14 protein-coding genes and 1 other annotated feature are annotated in these 15,965 nt (G+C 66.8%); of the genes, 6 read left to right on the top strand and 8 right to left on the bottom strand.

What is annotated here, in order from left to right:
• Positions 1-336 (bottom strand): pyruvate kinase (locus tag Q0U08_RS09835; RefSeq protein ID WP_298091274.1); only part of this gene is annotated, 336 nt, incomplete at its 3' end.
• Between the two features lie 76 nt (positions 337-412).
• Here Q0U08_RS09835 and Q0U08_RS09840 point away from each other — a divergent pair.
• Together Q0U08_RS09840 and Q0U08_RS09845 are read left to right on the top strand one after the other, a co-directional pair.
• On the top strand, positions 413-706 hold the full coding sequence (locus Q0U08_RS09840; RefSeq protein WP_298091275.1) for a DUF1244 domain-containing protein: 294 nt from the start codon (positions 413-415) through the stop codon (positions 704-706).
• A gap of 121 nt (positions 707-827) precedes the next feature.
• Positions 828-1,088 carry a DUF2312 domain-containing protein gene (locus Q0U08_RS09845; protein WP_298091276.1) on the top strand — a complete coding sequence of 87 codons (261 nt, stop codon included), beginning with the start codon at positions 828-830 and terminating at the stop codon, positions 1,086-1,088.
• Positions 1,089-1,197: 109 nt separating this feature from the next.
• On the opposite strand, the gene Q0U08_RS09850 is transcribed toward Q0U08_RS09845, so the two are convergent.
• Positions 1,198-2,661, bottom strand: a complete 1,464-nt coding sequence (locus tag Q0U08_RS09850; protein ID WP_298091277.1) for an ATP-binding protein — start codon at positions 2,659-2,661, stop codon at positions 1,198-1,200.
• 111 nt (positions 2,662-2,772) lie between these two features.
• On the opposite strand from Q0U08_RS09850, the gene Q0U08_RS09855 reads away from it, so the two are divergent.
• The 4 genes from Q0U08_RS09855 (at position 2,773) to Q0U08_RS09870 (ending at position 6,698) form a co-directional block, all read left to right on the top strand.
• On the top strand, positions 2,773-3,516 hold the full coding sequence (locus tag Q0U08_RS09855) for a YebC/PmpR family DNA-binding transcriptional regulator (protein ID WP_298091278.1): 744 nt from the start codon (positions 2,773-2,775) through the stop codon (positions 3,514-3,516).
• 10 nt (positions 3,517-3,526) lie between these two features.
• The gene (ruvC, locus tag Q0U08_RS09860; RefSeq protein ID WP_298091279.1) at positions 3,527-4,033 is read left to right on the top strand and encodes a crossover junction endodeoxyribonuclease RuvC; all 507 of its coding nucleotides are present in this window, start codon (positions 3,527-3,529) and stop codon (positions 4,031-4,033) included.
• A gap of 399 nt (positions 4,034-4,432) precedes the next feature.
• Positions 4,433-5,029, top strand: coding sequence for a Holliday junction branch migration protein RuvA (gene ruvA / locus Q0U08_RS09865; protein WP_298091280.1), 597 nt, complete (start codon positions 4,433-4,435; stop codon positions 5,027-5,029).
• A 61-nt stretch (positions 5,030-5,090) separates the two neighbouring features.
• Positions 5,091-5,146 (top strand) — a sequence feature (sul1 is cis-regulatory element that is thought to sense ions involved in sulfur or methionine metabolism; They are found in Alphaproteobacteria).
• Between the two features lie 61 nt (positions 5,147-5,207).
• Positions 5,208-6,698, top strand: a complete 1,491-nt coding sequence (locus Q0U08_RS09870; protein WP_298091281.1) for a SulP family inorganic anion transporter — start codon at positions 5,208-5,210, stop codon at positions 6,696-6,698.
• A 64-nt stretch (positions 6,699-6,762) separates the two neighbouring features.
• Here the strand turns inward: Q0U08_RS09870 and lpdA are convergent, their stop codons facing one another.
• The 6 genes from lpdA to zapE form a co-directional block, all read right to left on the bottom strand.
• Positions 6,763-8,157 (bottom strand): dihydrolipoyl dehydrogenase, encoded by a 1,395-nt coding sequence (gene lpdA, locus Q0U08_RS09875; protein ID WP_298091282.1) that lies wholly within the window; start codon positions 8,155-8,157, stop codon positions 6,763-6,765.
• A gap of 114 nt (positions 8,158-8,271) precedes the next feature.
• Entirely contained in the window at positions 8,272-9,522 is a 1,251-nt protein-coding gene (gene odhB / locus Q0U08_RS09880; protein WP_298091283.1) for a 2-oxoglutarate dehydrogenase complex dihydrolipoyllysine-residue succinyltransferase, read from the bottom strand.
• A 110-nt stretch (positions 9,523-9,632) separates the two neighbouring features.
• The gene (locus Q0U08_RS09885) at positions 9,633-12,605 is read right to left on the bottom strand and encodes a 2-oxoglutarate dehydrogenase E1 component (RefSeq protein WP_298091284.1); all 2,973 of its coding nucleotides are present in this window, start codon (positions 12,603-12,605) and stop codon (positions 9,633-9,635) included.
• A 111-nt stretch (positions 12,606-12,716) separates the two neighbouring features.
• The gene (gene sucD, locus Q0U08_RS09890) at positions 12,717-13,601 is read right to left on the bottom strand and encodes a succinate--CoA ligase subunit alpha (protein ID WP_112382031.1); all 885 of its coding nucleotides are present in this window, start codon (positions 13,599-13,601) and stop codon (positions 12,717-12,719) included.
• Positions 13,602-13,683: 82 nt separating this feature from the next.
• The gene (gene mdh / locus Q0U08_RS09895; protein WP_298091285.1) at positions 13,684-14,646 is read right to left on the bottom strand and encodes a malate dehydrogenase; all 963 of its coding nucleotides are present in this window, start codon (positions 14,644-14,646) and stop codon (positions 13,684-13,686) included.
• Between the two features lie 151 nt (positions 14,647-14,797).
• Positions 14,798-15,928 (bottom strand): cell division protein ZapE, encoded by a 1,131-nt coding sequence (gene zapE, locus Q0U08_RS09900; RefSeq protein ID WP_298091286.1) that lies wholly within the window; start codon positions 15,926-15,928, stop codon positions 14,798-14,800.
• Positions 15,929-15,965 lie beyond the last annotated feature (37 nt).

The following is a 15,965-nucleotide window of genomic DNA, read 5'->3' on the forward strand; positions in this document are numbered from 1 at the left end:
GACGCGGGTCGCGTCGCCCGGGGTCGGATCGCGGTCCAGCACGAAGGTGCTGCCCGTCTCCAGCACGGTTCGGCCGCCCTCGAACTTGCCGACGCGCAGCTTGGGGCCCTGAAGGTCGGCCAGGATCGTGGTCGGACGGTTGAACCGCGCCTCCATGCCGCGGATCGCCTGGATAAGCGGCACCTTCGACGCCTGATCGCCATGGCTCATGTTGATCCGGAACGCGTCCGCGCCCGCCTGGAACAGCGTGGCGATCATTTCGGGATCGCTGCTGGCGGGTCCCAGCGTGGCCAGCACGCGGACTTTGCGGGAGCGGGGGGCGAGGGCCTTGGTCATGTAGCGCTTATCCTGCGAACTTTGCCCGCACGGCTCTAACCTCTATTACGCGCCGATCAACCTTGGAGCTTGTAAAATGGACCGTCTCGACATGCTGGACGATGCGGCGGCGGCCGCCGCCTTCCGCCGGCTGGTGCGCCACCTGCGCCACCGCACCGATGCGCAGAATGTGGACCTGATGGGTCTGGCCGGCTTCTGCCGCAACTGCCTGTCCGACTGGGTGGGCGAGGCTGGCGGGCTGGACAAGGACGCCGCGCGCGAGACGATCTACGGCATGCCCTATGACCAGTGGAAGGCGGCGCATCAGGCGGACGCTTCACCGGAACAGCTTGCCCGGATGAAGGAAAGCGTCGCAAGGAACGCGCACTGACGACGGTTGAGCGGCGCGCGCAAAAGCCCTAGACGCGCCGCCGCACCCGACATCGGGAATCTTCATCGCCGCCCCGCCCGCGCGGGCGAGGGCAGCGGCATCTAAGGGAAAGCGAATCATCATGGCGGACGCGGAATTCGAAGGCTCGGGCCAGGTCGCGGCAGACGAGCTGCGGCTGCTGATCGAGCGCGCCGAGCGACTGGAAGAAGAGAAGAAGGGCATCGCCGACGACATCAAGGACGTCTTCGCCGAGGCCAAGGCCCGCGGCTACGACGCCAAGGCGATCCGGAAGATCATGGCGATCCGCAAGAAGAAGCGGGAAGAGTATCAGGAGGAGGAGGCCATCCTCGAGGTCTATATGCAGGCGCTGGGCATGCTCTGATCCACGTCTTCCTCTCCCCTCCGGGGAGAGGAAGGAGCCCGCTGCCAAAGGCAGTGGGAAGGTGAGGGGCCGCCAAGCAGTGCAGCACTGCTGGCTCGCCCCCCCCCGATCAGGCCGCCTCCGCCGCCTGCGTCGTCCATCCCAGCCGGGGAATCGTGATCGACCGCTTGCCGGTCAGATCGGTCCGGCACACGAACAGATCGCGGCTCTCGATATAGCCGATCAGACGCCGCACCCTGCCCAGCGAACTCGTGCCATAGGTCTGCGCGATCTGCGTATCCGGCGGACACGGCTCCCCCGCCCGCGCCGCACGCGCGACCAGCAGGAAGGCGCCCAGCATGTCGTCGGGCAGCGCACGCGCCAGCGCCAGCGCATCCTGCCAGTCGGGATCGGTCACGTCGAAGATGCCCGCGCGTGCGCAGGACAGCCGCCGCGCGAAACCGTTCAGGTCCAGCGGCGGCCTTGCCAGCCCCGCCATGCGGCAACGCACCTGGAAATCCTGGAACAGCACCGATGCCGGGCGGAAGGTCGATTCGGCATCCTCGACGATCGCACGCAGCACATCGGCATAGATCGCCTCCACCTCCTCGCCGCTCTTGTCGGGCACCGCCGGCGCCGCCGTGGTGGGCAGCGGCGGGCGCCCCAGATCGGCCATCAGTTCGTCGGCGGGCACGCGCCGCGGCCGCGGGTCGAAGGTCATCGGCAATTGCGGCGCCTCCTCGACCGGCGCGAACAACAGGTCCTGCAGGTCGGGCGGCGGCGCATCGGGCAAGGGCGTCAGCTTCGGACTGCCCGAGCGTGCCGAGGTTTCCACCGCACCGATCTTCACCGTGATCGGCCGGCGCGACACCGCCGGCCCCAGCGCCAGGAAGGTGCCCCGCGCCAGATCGCGAATCGCATCCGCCTGCCGCCGCTCCATGCCCAGCAGGTCGGCGGCGCGCGCCATGTCGATGTCGAGGAACGTCCGCCCCATCAGGAAGTTCGAAGCCTCCGCCGCCACGTTCTTCGCCAGCTTGGCCAGCCGCTGCGTCGCGATCACCCCCGCCAGCCCGCGCTTGCGCCCCCGGCACATCAGGTTCGTCATCGCCGACAACGACGCCCTGCGCACCTCCTCCGTCACCTCCCCGCCCGTCGTGGGCGCAAACAACTGCGCCTCATCCACCACCACCAGCGCCGGATACCAATGCTCCCGCGGCGCATCGAACAGCGCGTTCAGGAAGGCCGCGGCACAGCGCATCTGCCCCTCGATCTCCAGCCCCTCCAGGCTGAGGACGACAGAGGCACGGTGCTCGCGGATGCGGCTGCCGAACTTCGCCACCTCGCGCTCGGCATAATCGCCCGCCTCGATCACCACATGGCCGTAAGCCTTGGACAGGGTGACGAAATCCCCTTCCGGATCGATCACCACCTGTTGCACCTGCCCGGCCGATTTCTCGAGCAGGCGGCGCAGCAGATGCGACTTGCCCGAACCCGAATTGCCCTGCACGAGCAGGCGGGTCGCCAGCAATTCTTCCAGATCGATCGGGACGGACGAGCCGCGCTCATCCGTTCCCATGTCCACGCGTACCGTCATGGCCACGGGCCATGCCGCATGGGCACGGCCCCAAACAAGACTTGTATTTCGCGCAGGTGGCAAAACCGGCCCCGGCCCGCTAAGTGCGCTGCATCACTCAATGAGGCACCGATGGCAGGCCACAGCAAATTCAAGAACATCATGCACCGCAAGGGCGCGCAGGACAAAAAGCGCTCGGGCATGTTCTCCAAGCTTTCCCGCGAGATCACCGTGGCGGCCAAGATGGGCCTGCCCGATCCGGACATGAACCCGCGCCTGCGCGCCGCGGTGAACGCGGCCAAGGCGCAGTCCATGCCCAAGGACAATATCCAGCGCGCGATCGACAAGGCATCGAAGGGCGATACGGAGAATTACGAGGAAATCCGTTATGAGGGCTTCGGCCCCGGCGGCGTGTCGCTCATCATCGAGGCGCTGACCGACAATCGCAACCGCACCGCCACCAACGTGCGCACCGCCGTGTCGAAGAATGGCGGCAATCTGGGCACGGCGGGCTCGGTCAGCCACGGCTTCGACCGGGTCGGCCTGATCACCTATCCGGCCAGCGTGGGCGATGCCGAAAAGGTGTTCGAGGCGGCACTGGAAGCGGGTGCCGAGGACGTGACCTCCACCGAGGATGGTCACGAGATCTGGACCGAGCAGGGCGCGCTCCACGAAGTCAGCAAGGCGCTGGAGCCGGTGCTGGGCGAAGCAGAAGGCGCCAAGCTCGCCTGGCGGCCGCAGACCATGGTCTCGGTCGAGGAAGGCGATGCGGCGACGCTGTTCAAGCTGATCGACGCGCTGGACGATGATGACGACGTTCAGACCGTCTGGGGCAACTACGAGGTCTCCGACGAGGTCATGGAGAAGCTGGGTTGATCCAGCCGGCATGATCCTGCTTGGTCTCGATCCCGGTCTTGGCACCACCGGCTGGGGTGTCATCGCGGCGGAGGGCAATCGGCTGCGCCATATCGGCAACGGCCAGATCAAGACCGAGCCGTCCATGCCCCTGCCCCGCCGCCTGACCTATCTCCACGCCGCGCTTGCCGAAATGATCCGGGTCGAACGCCCGGACGGCGCGGCGGTGGAGGAGGTGCTGGGCAATTCCAACGCGCAATCCACCCTGAAGCTGGGTCAGGCACGCGGCATCGTCCTGCTGTCCGCGGCGCAGGCGGGGCTGATCGTGGGCGAATATCATCCCAGCATCGTCAAGAAGGCGGTGGTCGGCACCGGCGGCGCGGACAAGAAGCAGATCCAGGCGATGGTCGGCCACCTGCTGCCCGGCGTGAAGCTCGCCGGCCCCGACGCGGCCGACGCGCTGGCAGTGGCGATCACTCATGCGCATCACCTGGCGAGCGCGCGGGCGCAGATGCGGCGGACGGGGATTTCGGCCTAGTAGCGTTGCGTGAGATGCCTGTTCACGCGAGGACGCGAAGCCGCGAAGAGAATTTTCACGCGGAGGCGCGGAGGCGCGGAGGCGCGGAGGCGCTGAGAAGCAGATGGAGTTCGCGCAGAGGCGCAAAGGACGCAGAGAGATTGCGTTGGCTGCGACCCAAGCGGCCACCTTCCGATCGGAAGACTTTCCTGCTCGGTGATCCAGGCTGAGCCTACGGCTCAAGAGACGCACTCTGCGCCTCCGCGCGCAAAACCTTCTTCTTCTCCGCGCCTCCGCGCCTCCGCGTGAAAATCCCCTTCTTCTTCGCGCCTTCGCGTCTTCGCGTGAACCATTCCACCAAAAGCCCCAAACGCACCGAACCCCGGTGACAGCGTGCCGGGTTTGTTCTAGCGATCGGCCATGATCGCGCATCTGAAGGGACGATTGGACGCAACCGGCACCGACCATGCGGTGATCGATGTCGGCGGCGTCGGCTATCTGGTCGGCGCATCCGCGCGGACGCTGGCGGCGATCGGGCCGGTGGGCGAGGCCGCGATGCTGCATACCGAGATGCTGGTGTCGGAGGATTCGATCCGGCTGGTCGGCTTCTCCTCCTCGGCGGAGCGCGACTGGTTCCGGCTGCTGACCGGCGTGCAGGGCGTGGGATCAAGGGTCGCGCTGGCCATCCTCTCCGCACTCGACCCGTCCGAGATCGCCCGCGCCGTCGCCAGCGGCGACAAGGCAATGATCGCGCGCGCCAACGGCGTCGGCCCCAAGCTGGCGCAGCGCATCGTGATGGAGCTGAAGGACAAGACCGGCGGCATCGTCCTTGGCCCCGCTGCCGCGTCGCAGGTGATCCCGGTCGGCGCCGGCGCCGATGCGGTGTCCGCGCTCCTCAACCTCGGCTTCCGCCCGGCCGAGGCCAGCGCTGCCGTCGCGGCGGCCGAGGAGGATCTGGGTGAGACCGCAACGCTCGACGCGCTGGTCCGCCTCGCCTTGCGCAAGGCTGCGAAATAGGGCGTCGAAACAGGGCGGCTTGCTCCTCTGCCACCACCTCCGCTAAGGGCGCCGGCAATCGCAAGGACCCGGTGAGATCCCGGGTGGCTCTTCCGGCCGCCGATCCGTCGGACAACCTGCCCATGCCCCATCCGTCGCGCCCCTTTCCGGCGCCATGGGCCCCGTTGCAGATTTCCTCATGACCGATTTTCTTTCCCGCACCCGCGCCGAATGGTTCGTCGGCGTGCCGCAGGCCGGCCGCGACATCCTAGCCGGCGTCGTCGTCGCCCTCGCCCTGATCCCGGAGGCGATCGGCTTTTCGATCATCGCCGGGGTCGATCCCAGCGTCGGCCTTTACGCCTCGGTCGCGATCGCCATCGTCATCTCGCTGCTCGGCGGCCGGCCGGGGATGATCTCGGCCTCGACCGCGGCAGTCGCGGTGGTGGTAACGCCGCTCGTCCGCGATCACGGCGTCGATTATCTGTTCGCCGCGACGATCCTGATGGGCATCATCCAGATCGCCGCCGGCTTCGCCCGGCTCGACCTGCTGATGCAGTTCGTCTCGCGCTCGGTCATCACCGGCTTCGTCAACGCGCTCGCCATCCTCGTCTTCATGGGCCAGCTACCGCAACTCGTCGGGGTGACGTGGCACAGCTATGCGATGGTCGCGGCCGGCCTTGCCATCGTCTACCTCTTTCCACGCGTGACGAAGGCGGTGCCCGCCCCGCTGGTGACGGTCCTTTCGCTCGCCGCGGTCAGCATCGCGCTGGGCCTGCCGGTGCGCACGGTCGGCGACATGGGCAACATCCCCCATGGCCTTCCCAGCTTCACGCTTCCCCACGTCCCCCTGACGCTGGAGACGCTGCGCATCATCCTGCCCTTCTCGCTCACCATGGCCGCGGTTGGCTTGCTGGAGGCGCTGCTGACCGCACAGATCGTCGACGACATGACCGAGACGGACAGCGACAAGCGACGCGAGTGCATGGGTCAGGGCGGCGCCAACATCGCCTCGGCACTGGCTGGCGGCATGGGGGGCTGTGCGGTGATCGGCCAGACGGTCATCAACGTCACCTCGGGCGGCCGCACCCGGCTGTCGACTTTCGCCGCGGGCGCAGTCCTCCTCTTCATGCTCGCCGTACTCGGACCCTGGGTCGGCCGCATCCCGATGCCGGCCCTCGTCGCGGTCATGATCATGGTCGCGATCGGCACCTTCAGCTGGAACTCGATCACCAACATCCGCCATCACCCCTGGACCTCCAGCGTCGTCATGGTGGCGACCGTCGTCGTGGTGGTGGCGACCCACAATCTGGCGCAGGGCGTTCTCGTCGGCGTGTTGCTGTCGGGCGTGTTCTTCGCGGGGAAGGTCCAGCGGATGTTCGCGGTCGTGCGTGATGTCGAAGGCGACAGCGCGATTTACCGCGTGACCGGCCAGATCTTCTTCGCCTCGGTCGATCGCTTCACCCGCGCCTTCCGCCCCGACGAGCCCGCGGCCCGTGTGGTGATCGACGTATCGGCCGCGCACTTCTGGGATATTTCCGGCGTCGGCGCGCTCGACAAGATCGTCGCCCGCCTGCGCGGCGGCGGCCGACAGGTGGAGGTGATCGGCTACAACGCCGCGAGCGCTGACCTGATCGATCGTTACGCGCTCCACGACAAGACCGGGGTGGAGACCGGCGCGGTGCCGCACTGACATGAAAAAGGGCCGCAGGGATCATCCCAGCGGCCCTTTCGCCTATTGTCGAGCGTGCAGCCGATCAGATGTGGATCGGCTTGCCCTGCACCGCCATCGCGGCTTCCTTCAGCGCTTCCGAATGCGTCGGGTGCGCGTGGCAGGTATAGGCGATATCCTCGCTGGTCGCGCCGAATTCCATCGCCTGCGCGGCCTGTGCGATCATCGTGCCGGCCAGGCTGGAGACGATCCACACGCCCAGCACGCGGTCGGTCTTGGCGTCCGCGATCACCTTCACGAAACCGTCGGTGTCACGGTTGGTCTTGGCACGGCTGTTCGCCATGAACGGGAACTTGCCGACCTTGATCTCGCCCTTCTCCTTGGCCGCTTCCTCGGAGAGACCGACGCCCGCAATCTCCGGCATGGTGTAGACCACCGACGGGATCACGTCATGGTTCACGATGCCGGTCTGCCCTGCGATATTCTCCGCCACCGCGACGCCCTCGTCCTCGGCCTTGTGCGCGAGCATCAGGCCGGGGGCGACGTCGCCGATCGCCCAGACGCCGTCGACATTGGTCGCGAAGTCATGGTCGATCTCGACCTGGCCACGGTTGTTGAGCTTCACGCCCGCCGCTTCCAGGTTCAGGCCGTCGGTATTCGGCTTGCGGCCGATCGCGACCAGCACCGCGTCGGCGGTCAGCGTTTCCGCTGCGCCGCCAGCCGCCGGCTCGATGGAAACCGTCGCCGTCCCGCCCTCGACGGTGACGCCCGTCACCTTCGTGCCGGTCTTCAACTCGAAGCCCTGCTTCTTGAACAGCTTCGCCGATTCCTTGCGGACCTCGCCGTCGAAGCCGGGCAGGATCTGGTCCAGATATTCGACCACCGTCACCTTGGCGCCCAGACGGCGCCACACCGAGCCGAGTTCGAGGCCGATCACGCCGCCGCCGATGACGACGAGATGCTCGGGGACCTTGGGCAGCGCGAGCGCGCCGGTGGAGTCGACGACGACCTTCTGGTCGATCTCGACGCCGGGCAGCGGGGTCACCGACGAGCCCGTCGCGATCACGATGTCGCGCGCGGTAACCGTTTGTTCGCCGACGGTTACGGTGCTGGCGTCGGTGAAGCTCGCCTTGCCCTTCAGCCAAGTGACCTTGTTCTTCTTGAACAGGTACTCGATACCGCCGGTCAGCTCGCCGACCGCCTTGGCCTTCTCCGCATGCATCTGCTCGAGGTTCAGCCGGGCGCCCTCCACCTCGATGCCGAACTTGGCGAACGCGCCGTGCGACGCTTCCTCGAACAGCTCGGACGCATGCAACAGCGCCTTGGACGGGATGCAGCCGACGTTGAGGCAGGTGCCGCCCAGCGTCTCGCGCGATTCGGCGCACGCGGTCTTCAGGCCCAGCTGCGCCGCGCGGATCGCCGCGACATAGCCGCCGGGGCCGGCGCCGATCACCAGGACGTCATAGTCGTACTCAGCCATTTGTCTCTCCCGTTCCCCGGTCTTCGGGGTCCAGCCTGCGGGATGCCTCCCGCCACAATCGGATATGTGGACAGGCCCCCGCGGAAGCGAGGGCCTGTATAGGTCAATCTATGATCAGAGGTCGATCAGGACGCGCGTCGGGTCCTCAATCGCGTTCTTCAGCGCGACCAGGAAGGTCACCGCCTCGCGACCGTCGATCAGGCGGTGGTCGTAGCTGAGCGCCAGGTACATCATCGGACGCACCACGACCTGGCCGTCACGGACCACGGGGCGCTCCTCGATGCGGTGCAGGCCCAGCACCGCCGACTGCGGCGGGTTGATGATCGGGGTGGACATCAGCGAACCGAACACGCCGCCGTTGGAGATGGTGAAGGTACCGCCCTTCATCTCGTCCATCTTCAGCGTGCCGTCCTTGGCGCGCTTGCCGAAGTCGCCGATCGTCTTCTCGATGCCGGCCACCGTCAGGTTCTGCGCATCGCGGATCACCGGCACGACCAGACCGTTCGGCGCGGACACCGCGACCGAGATGTCGGCATAGTCGTGATAGACGATCTCGTCGCCTTCGATGGAGGCGTTGACGGCGGGGATGTCCTTCAGCGCCATCGTCGCGGCCTTCACGAAGAAACCCATGAAGCCCAGGCGGACGCCATGCTTCTTCTCGAACAGGTCCTTGTACTTGGCGCGCGCCTCGATGACCGCGGTCATGTCGACGTCGTTGAACGTCGTCAGCATCGCGGCGGTGTTCTGCGCTTCCTTCAGACGCTTGGCGATCGTCTGGCGCAGGCGGGTCATCTTCACGCGCTCTTCGTTACGCAAAGAGCCGCGGCCGGCGGCGGCCTGCCCGCCGTCCGACGACGCGCCCGCGACGGCGGGCGTGGCGGCCGCCTGGGGCTTGTTCTGCGCAGCGGACGCCACGTCTTCCTTGGTGATACGGCCGTCCTTGCCGGTGCCCTTGATCGTCGAGGGGTCGAGGCCATGCTCCAGGATCGCGCGGCGGACCGACGGCGACAGGGCGGCAGGCGAGTCGCCCGACGGTGCTTCGGCGGCAGCGGGTGCCGGGGCCGGCGCGGACGCCGGGGTCGCGGTGGCGGCGGGCTGCGGCGCTTCCGTCTTGGCGGGGGCCGAGCCACCCGCATCGACGGTGGCGATCAGCGCGCCGACCTGCACGGTGTCGCCCACCTTCACCGCATGATCACCCATCACACCCGCGACGGGCGACGGCACCTCTACCGAGACCTTGTCGGTCTCGAGGCTCGCGATCGGCTCGTCAACCGCGACCGCGTCGCCCGGCTGCTTCAGCCATTCACCCAGAGTCGCTTCGGTGATCGATTCGCCGAGCGTCGGCACCAGAACTTCAGTCGCCATTCCCATCTTCCTCCGCCCCGGCCGGACCGGGGCTTTACGCGGGCGGGTCGATCATGGCCCGCGCCAGGTTTCCATTCCAAACGACCCGGCCACCGGCCGGGCCGGCAAGCTCAGCTCGACGGACCTTCCTTGGGGCGGTTCGTGGTCGTGCTCTCGGCGCGTGTGCGACGGATCTCGTCGCGCACGCTGTGGCCCAGCGCATCGGCGACGAGCGCACCCTGCTCGGCGGTGTGGCGCTTCATCAGGCCCGTCGCGGGCGACGCTGCCGAGGCGCGACCCGCATAGCGCGCACGCTTCACCGAAGCGCCGGCGTCGGCCAGCGATTCCTCGATCAACGGCTCGACGAAGAACCAGTAGCCGTTGTTCTTCGGCTCTTCCTGCGCCCACACCACGTCTTCGAGGTTGGGCAGCTTCGCGATCCGCTCCGCCAGCGCCTCGCCCGGGAAGGGATAGAGCTGCTCGATGCGGACGATCTGCGTATCCTCGTCGCCGGCCGCGTCGCGTGCTTCCATCAGGTCGTAGGCGACCTTGCCGGTGCACAGCACCAGCCGCTTCGTCGCCTCGTCCGCCGCGCCCTTGGGGTCGGAGAGGATGCGACGGAAGTGGCTGTCGCCCAGGAAGTCCTCCGCCTTCGACACCGCCAGCTTGTGGCGCAGCAGCGACTTGGGCGTCATCAGGATCAGGGGCTTGCGGAAATTGCGGTGCATCTGCCGGCGCAGCAGGTGGAAATAGTTGGCCGGCGTGGTGCAGTTCGCCACCTGGATGTTGTCGTTGGCGCAGGCCTGGAGGAAACGCTCGGGACGCGCGGAGCTATGCTCGGGCCCCTGCCCTTCGTAACCGTGCGGCAACAGCATCACCAGGCCGTTGGCGCGCAGCCACTTGGACTCGCCCGACGTGATGAACTGGTCGATCATGATCTGCGCGCCGTTGACGAAGTCGCCGAACTGCGCCTCCCACATCACCAGCGTCTTCGGATCGGCGAGCGCATAGCCATATTCGAAACCGAGCACGCCATATTCGGAAAGCGGGCTGTCCAGCACCTCGAACCGGCCATGTTCCACCGTCTGCAGCGGCACGTACTTGTGCTCGTCAGTCTGATCGACCCAGACGGCATGACGCTGCGAGAAGGTGCCGCGGCCCGAATCCTGGCCCGACAAACGCACGCCATAGCCTTCCGACAGCAGCGAGCCGAAGGCCAGCGCCTCGCCCGTCGCCCAGTCGAAATTCTCGCCCGTGCCGAACATCTGCCGCTTTGCATCGAGCACGCGGGCCAGCGTCTTGTGGATCTGGATGCTGTCCGGAACGGTCGTCAGCGTGCGGCCGATCGCGTCGAACAGCTTCTTGTCCAGCCCCGTCTCGACGTTGCGACGACCCTGGTCGCCCTCGCGCGGCGCGGACAGGCCGGACCAGCGGCCCGCGAACCAGTCCGCCTTGTTCGGCTTGTACGCGGCGCCCGCCTCGAACTCGCCTTCCAGCAGCGTTGTGTACTGCTTCACGTTCTCGTCCAGCCAGGCCTGGTCGATCACGCCCTCGCCGATCAGGCGCTTGGCGTAGATGTCGCTCACGCCCGGATGCTGGCGGATCTCCTTGTACATCAGCGGCTGCGTGAAGCCCGGCTCGTCGCCCTCGTTATGGCCGAAGCGACGGTAGCACCACATGTCGATCACGATGTCGCGGTGGAACTTCTGACGGAACTCCATCGCCATCTTGGTGGCAAAGGTCACCGCCTCGGGATCGTCGCCGTTGACGTGGAAGACCGGCGCCTGCACCCCCTTCGCCACGTCCGACGGATAGGGCGAGGAGCGCGCGAACTGCGGGCTGGTGGTGAAGCCCACCTGGTTGTTGATGATGAAATGGACGCAGCCGCCCGTGTTGTAGCCACGGATGCCGGAGAAGCCGAGGCATTCCCAGACGATGCCCTGCCCCGCAAACGCCGCGTCGCCATGGATCAGCACGGGCAGCGAGGCACTGTGGTCCTTCAGGTCGCTCGCGATCGTCTGGATCGCGCGGGTCTTGCCCAGCACGACGGGGTTCACCGCCTCCAGGTGAGACGGGTTGGCAACCAGCGACATATGCACCTTGTGCCCGTCAAACTCGCGGTCGGTGGAGGTGCCGAGGTGATACTTCACGTCGCCCGAGCCGCCGATGTCGTCGGGATTGGCCGATCCGCCGGCGAACTCGTGGAAGATGACGCGCAGCGGCTTGGCCATGACGTTGGCCAGCACGTTCAGGCGGCCACGATGCGCCATGCCAAACACGATCTCGCGCACGCCGTACTGGCCACCGTACTTGATGACCGATTCCAGCGCCGGGATCATGCTCTCGCCGCCATCAAGGCCGAAGCGCTTGGTGCCGACATATTTCTTGCCGAGGAATTTTTCCCACTGCTCGGCCTCGACCACCTTGTTCAGGATGGCCTTCTTGCCGTCGGTGGTGAATTCGATCGCCTTGTTCTGGCCTTCCATCCGCTCCTGCAGGAAGCGGCGCTCCTCGACATCGACGATGTGCATGTATTCTAGGCCGACATTGCCGCAATAATTCTTGCGGAGCGTATCGACCAGCTCGCGAACGGTCGCCCATTCGAAGCCCATCGTGCCACCCAGATAGATCTTGCGATCCAGATCGGCGTCGGTGAAGCCGTAATATTCGGTCTTCAGATCCTCGGGCATCTCACGCTTGGCGAGGCCCAGCGGATCGAGATTGGCGGCCAGGTGTCCGCGCACCCGGTAGGTGCGGATCAGCAACTGCGCGCGGATCGCGTCGCCGGCCGCCTTCACGATATCATCGGTCGAGGGCGCGGCGGCCGGTGCCGCAGGCGCAGCCTTGCCGCCACGTGCGGGCTTGGGCGCAGGCTCCATCTGGGTCGGATCGAGACCCGCGGTCAGGTCGTCGGTGGTGGTCAGCGGCCACCGCTTGTTGGTCCAGCTCGGACCGCCCACGCCCTGCTCCAGCCCTTCGAAGAAGGTCCGCCAGCCGCCATCGACCGACGCCTGGTCGGCCTGGTACTTGGCGTAGAGCGCCTCAATGAACGCCGGGCTGACGCCGGTGGCGATGTCGCTGAAATCCTGACCTTCGTAGCCCATCGTCATTGTCCTTCTGCCCCTCCTGTCTGCGAGGGGGTGATGAGGGCGACGGGTTCCGCGACACCCGCGCCCTTAGGGCCGCCTCCCCCGCGAAGGGGGGAGGCGATCACCTTACTTGTTCAGCACCGACAGCAGCGTCGAGCCGAGTTCCGACGGGCTGGCCGCGACCTTGATGCCCGCTTCTTCCATCGCCGCGATCTTGCTCTCGGCATCGCCCTTGCCGCCCGACACGATCGCGCCGGCATGGCCCATGCGGCGGCCCGGAGGTGCGGTGCGGCCCGCGATGAAGCCCGCCATCGGCTTCGACCGACCGCGCTTGGCCTCGTCCTTCAGGAACTGCGCCGCCTGCTCCTCGGCGTCGCCGCCGATCTCGCCGATCATGATGATCGACTGCGTCGCCTCGTCCGCCAGGAACAGCTCCAGCACGTCGATGAAGTTCGTGCCGTTGACGGGGTCGCCGCCGATGCCGACCGCGGTCGTCTGGCCAAGACCCGCGTTCGAGGTCTGGAACACCGCCTCATAGGTCAGCGTGCCCGAGCGCGACACGACGCCCACCGAACCCTGCTTGAAGATCGAGCCCGGCATGATGCCGATCTTGCACTCGCCCGGCGTCAGCACGCCGGGGCAGTTCGGGCCGATCAGGCGCGACTTGGAACCCGACAGCGCGCGCTTGACGCGCACCATGTCGAGCACCGGAATGCCCTCGGTGATCGTCACGATCAGCGGGATCTCGGCGTCGATCGCCTCCAGGATCGAGTCCGCGGCGAAGGGCGGCGGGACATAGATCACGCTGGCGTCGGCACCGGTCTTCGACTTGGCTTCGGCAACGGTGTTGAACACCGGCAGGTCGAGGTGCGTCGTGCCGCCCTTGCCCGGCGTCACGCCGCCGACCATCTGCGTGCCGTATGCCAGCGCCTGCTGCGTGTGGAACGTGCCGGTCTCACCGGTCATGCCCTGGGTGATGACCTTGGTATTCTTGTTGACGAGGATGCTCATGGGGGCTCCCGTTAGCGTCGCCCCCATTGGAGGGCATAAAGATACCCGCGCGCGGTATCAGGTCGCGCGCGGGCGTTGAAAATCAGGCAAGCGTGCCGTCGATGCCCTTGCACGCGACGAGCAGTTCCTTGACCGCGTCGACCGAGACCTGAAGATTGCCCTTGGCCTCGTCCGACAGCTTGACCTCGACCACCTTCTCGACGCCGTTCGCGCCGATCACGACGGGCACGCCGACATACAGATCGTCGATGCCGTACTGGCCGGTCAGGTGCGCCGCGGCCGGCAGGATGCGCTTCTGGTCGTACAGATAGGCTTCCGCCATCGCGATGCCGCTGGTCGCGGGTGCGTAATAGGCCGAACCGGTCTTCAGCAGCGCGACGATCTCGCCGCCTCCGCCACGCGTGCGCTTGATGATCTCGTCGACCTTCTCCTTGGTGGAGAAGCCCATCTCGATCAGATCGCTGACCGGGATGCCGCTGACGGTCGAATATTCCAGCACGGGCACCATGGTGTCGCCGTGGCCGCCCAGCACGAAGGTGTTCACATCCTTCACCGACACGCCGAACTCGTCGGCGAGGAAGTGGCTGAAGCGCGCCGAGTCGAGCACGCCGGCCATGCCGACGACCTTGTTGTGCGGCAGGCTCGAGAATTCACGCAGCGCCCACACCATCGCGTCGAGCGGGTTGGTGATGCAGATCACGAACGCGTCGGGTGCGTTGTCGCGGATGCCCTCGCCGACCGCCTTCATCACCTTCAGGTTGATGCCCAGCAGATCGTCGCGGCTCATGCCGGGCTTGCGAGCGACACCGGCGGTGACGATGATGACGTCCGCGCCAGCGATGTCGGCATAGTCGTTCGAACCCTTGATGTTCGCATCGAAGCCCTCGACCGGGCCGCACTGCGACAGGTCCAGCGCCTTGCCCTGGGGAACGCCTTCGACCACGTCGAACAGAACGATGTCACCGAGACCCTTGAGGGCTGCGAGGTGCGCGAGCGTGCCGCCGATGTTGCCGGCGCCGATCAGCGCGATCTTCTTGCGGGCCATTCCAATCCTTCTCCGTGATGGACGTGCGTGATTGGTCATGCGGACTACGCCGATTGCCGACGTGCCGCAACCGCTAAAGCACGCACTTTCGGTTTTTAATTGCAAATGGTTCGCAGGAGCGATAAGCCGGACGGAGGCTCGAACCGGCGGACTAGCCCCGCTCGTTCGTCTCGCCGTCTTCGCCATGCCCCTTGGCCAAATATGCCTCTGATCGCATCTCTTCCAGGCGGCTGATCGTACGTTCGAACTCGAACCGCCCGTCGCCGGTTTCATACAGATCGGCGGGTTGCGCATCCGCTGCGGCGAGCAGCTTCACCTTGTGCTCGTACAGCGCGTCGATCAGCGCCACGAAGCGCGCCGCCTCGTTGCGGTTCTCTGGCCCCAGCTTAGGGATGCCGACCAGGATGACCGTGTGGAACCGCCGGGCGATCGCCAGATAGTCCGCCGCCCCGCGCGCCTCGCCACACAGGCGCTTGAACGAAAACACCGCGACGCCCTTCAGCGCCTTGGGCACGCGAAGCGTACGCCCCCCCTGCACCGCCAGATCCTCGGACGGGACATGGGCGGCATCCTCCACCGGATAGTCGGTCAGCCGGAAGAAGGCGGCGGACAGTTGCGCCGTCGCCTCCGCCCCGTTCGGCACCAGCCAGGTATCCACCTGCCCCAGCCGGTCTCGCCGGTAATCGGTCGGGCCGTTCAGCGCGATCACGTCCATCCGGCTCTCGACCAGCGCGATGAAGGGCAGGAAATGCTCGCGGTTCAGCCCGTTCTTGTACAGGTCGGCGGGCGGGCGGTTGGAGGTGGTGACCACCGTCACCCCCGCCTCGATCAGCGCGGTGAACAGCCGCGACAGGATCATCGCATCCGGGCTGTTGGTCACCATCATCTCATCGAACGCCAGCAGCCTGGTTTCCTCCGCGAGCGCGGCGGCAACCGGGGCGATCGGCTCGCCGATCTGCTTGGCACGTTCGGCGGCGATGCGGGCATGCACCTCCAGCATGAACTCGGCAAAGTGGACGCGCCGTTTCCGCTCGATCGCGACGTGATCGAAGAACAGGTCCATCAGCATCGATTTGCCGCGCCCGACGCCTCCCCACATATAGACGCCCTTGGGCGCAGGGGCGCCGCGCCCGGTCAGTCGCGCGAAGAATCCGGTCCGCGGCGGCTGTTCCAATTGGGTCGCCAGTGCATCCAGCCGGGCGGCGGCGGCGGCCTGTTCGGGATCGGGGCGAAGCTCGCCTGCGGCGACCAGCGCTCGGTAGGCGGAAAGAATATCAGGCATGGAGCAGAATCGCTTCTTCTCCCCTCCCCTTCAGGGG

Origin of the sequence: uncultured Sphingomonas sp. (assembly GCF_946477935.1) — a bacterium.
Taxonomy (GTDB): Bacteria; Pseudomonadota; Alphaproteobacteria; order Sphingomonadales; family Sphingomonadaceae; genus Sphingomonas.

Bases quoted from the DNA above. Each gene is read 5' to 3' on its own strand.
- Q0U08_RS09885 (WP_298091284.1), bottom strand. From the start codon at position 12,605: ATGGGCTACGAAGGTCAGGATTTCAGCGACATCGCCACCGGCGTCAGC.
- Q0U08_RS09850 (WP_298091277.1), bottom strand. From the start codon at position 2,661: ATGACGGTACGCGTGGACATGGGAACGGATGAGCGCGGCTCGTCCGTC.
- Q0U08_RS09845 (WP_298091276.1), top strand. From the start codon at position 828: ATGGCGGACGCGGAATTCGAAGGCTCGGGCCAGGTCGCGGCAGACGAG.
- lpdA (WP_298091282.1), bottom strand. From the start codon at position 8,157: ATGGCTGAGTACGACTATGACGTCCTGGTGATCGGCGCCGGCCCCGGC.
- Q0U08_RS09870 (WP_298091281.1), top strand. From the start codon at position 5,208: ATGACCGATTTTCTTTCCCGCACCCGCGCCGAATGGTTCGTCGGCGTG.
- ruvC (WP_298091279.1), top strand. From the start codon at position 3,527: ATGATCCTGCTTGGTCTCGATCCCGGTCTTGGCACCACCGGCTGGGGT.
- Q0U08_RS09855 (WP_298091278.1), top strand. From the start codon at position 2,773: ATGGCAGGCCACAGCAAATTCAAGAACATCATGCACCGCAAGGGCGCG.
- zapE (WP_298091286.1), bottom strand. From the start codon at position 15,928: ATGCCTGATATTCTTTCCGCCTACCGAGCGCTGGTCGCCGCAGGCGAG.
- mdh (WP_298091285.1), bottom strand. From the start codon at position 14,646: ATGGCCCGCAAGAAGATCGCGCTGATCGGCGCCGGCAACATCGGCGGC.
- sucD (WP_112382031.1), bottom strand. From the start codon at position 13,601: ATGAGCATCCTCGTCAACAAGAATACCAAGGTCATCACCCAGGGCATG.
- ruvA (WP_298091280.1), top strand. From the start codon at position 4,433: ATGATCGCGCATCTGAAGGGACGATTGGACGCAACCGGCACCGACCAT.
- odhB (WP_298091283.1), bottom strand. From the start codon at position 9,522: ATGGCGACTGAAGTTCTGGTGCCGACGCTCGGCGAATCGATCACCGAA.
- Q0U08_RS09840 (WP_298091275.1), top strand. From the start codon at position 413: ATGGACCGTCTCGACATGCTGGACGATGCGGCGGCGGCCGCCGCCTTC.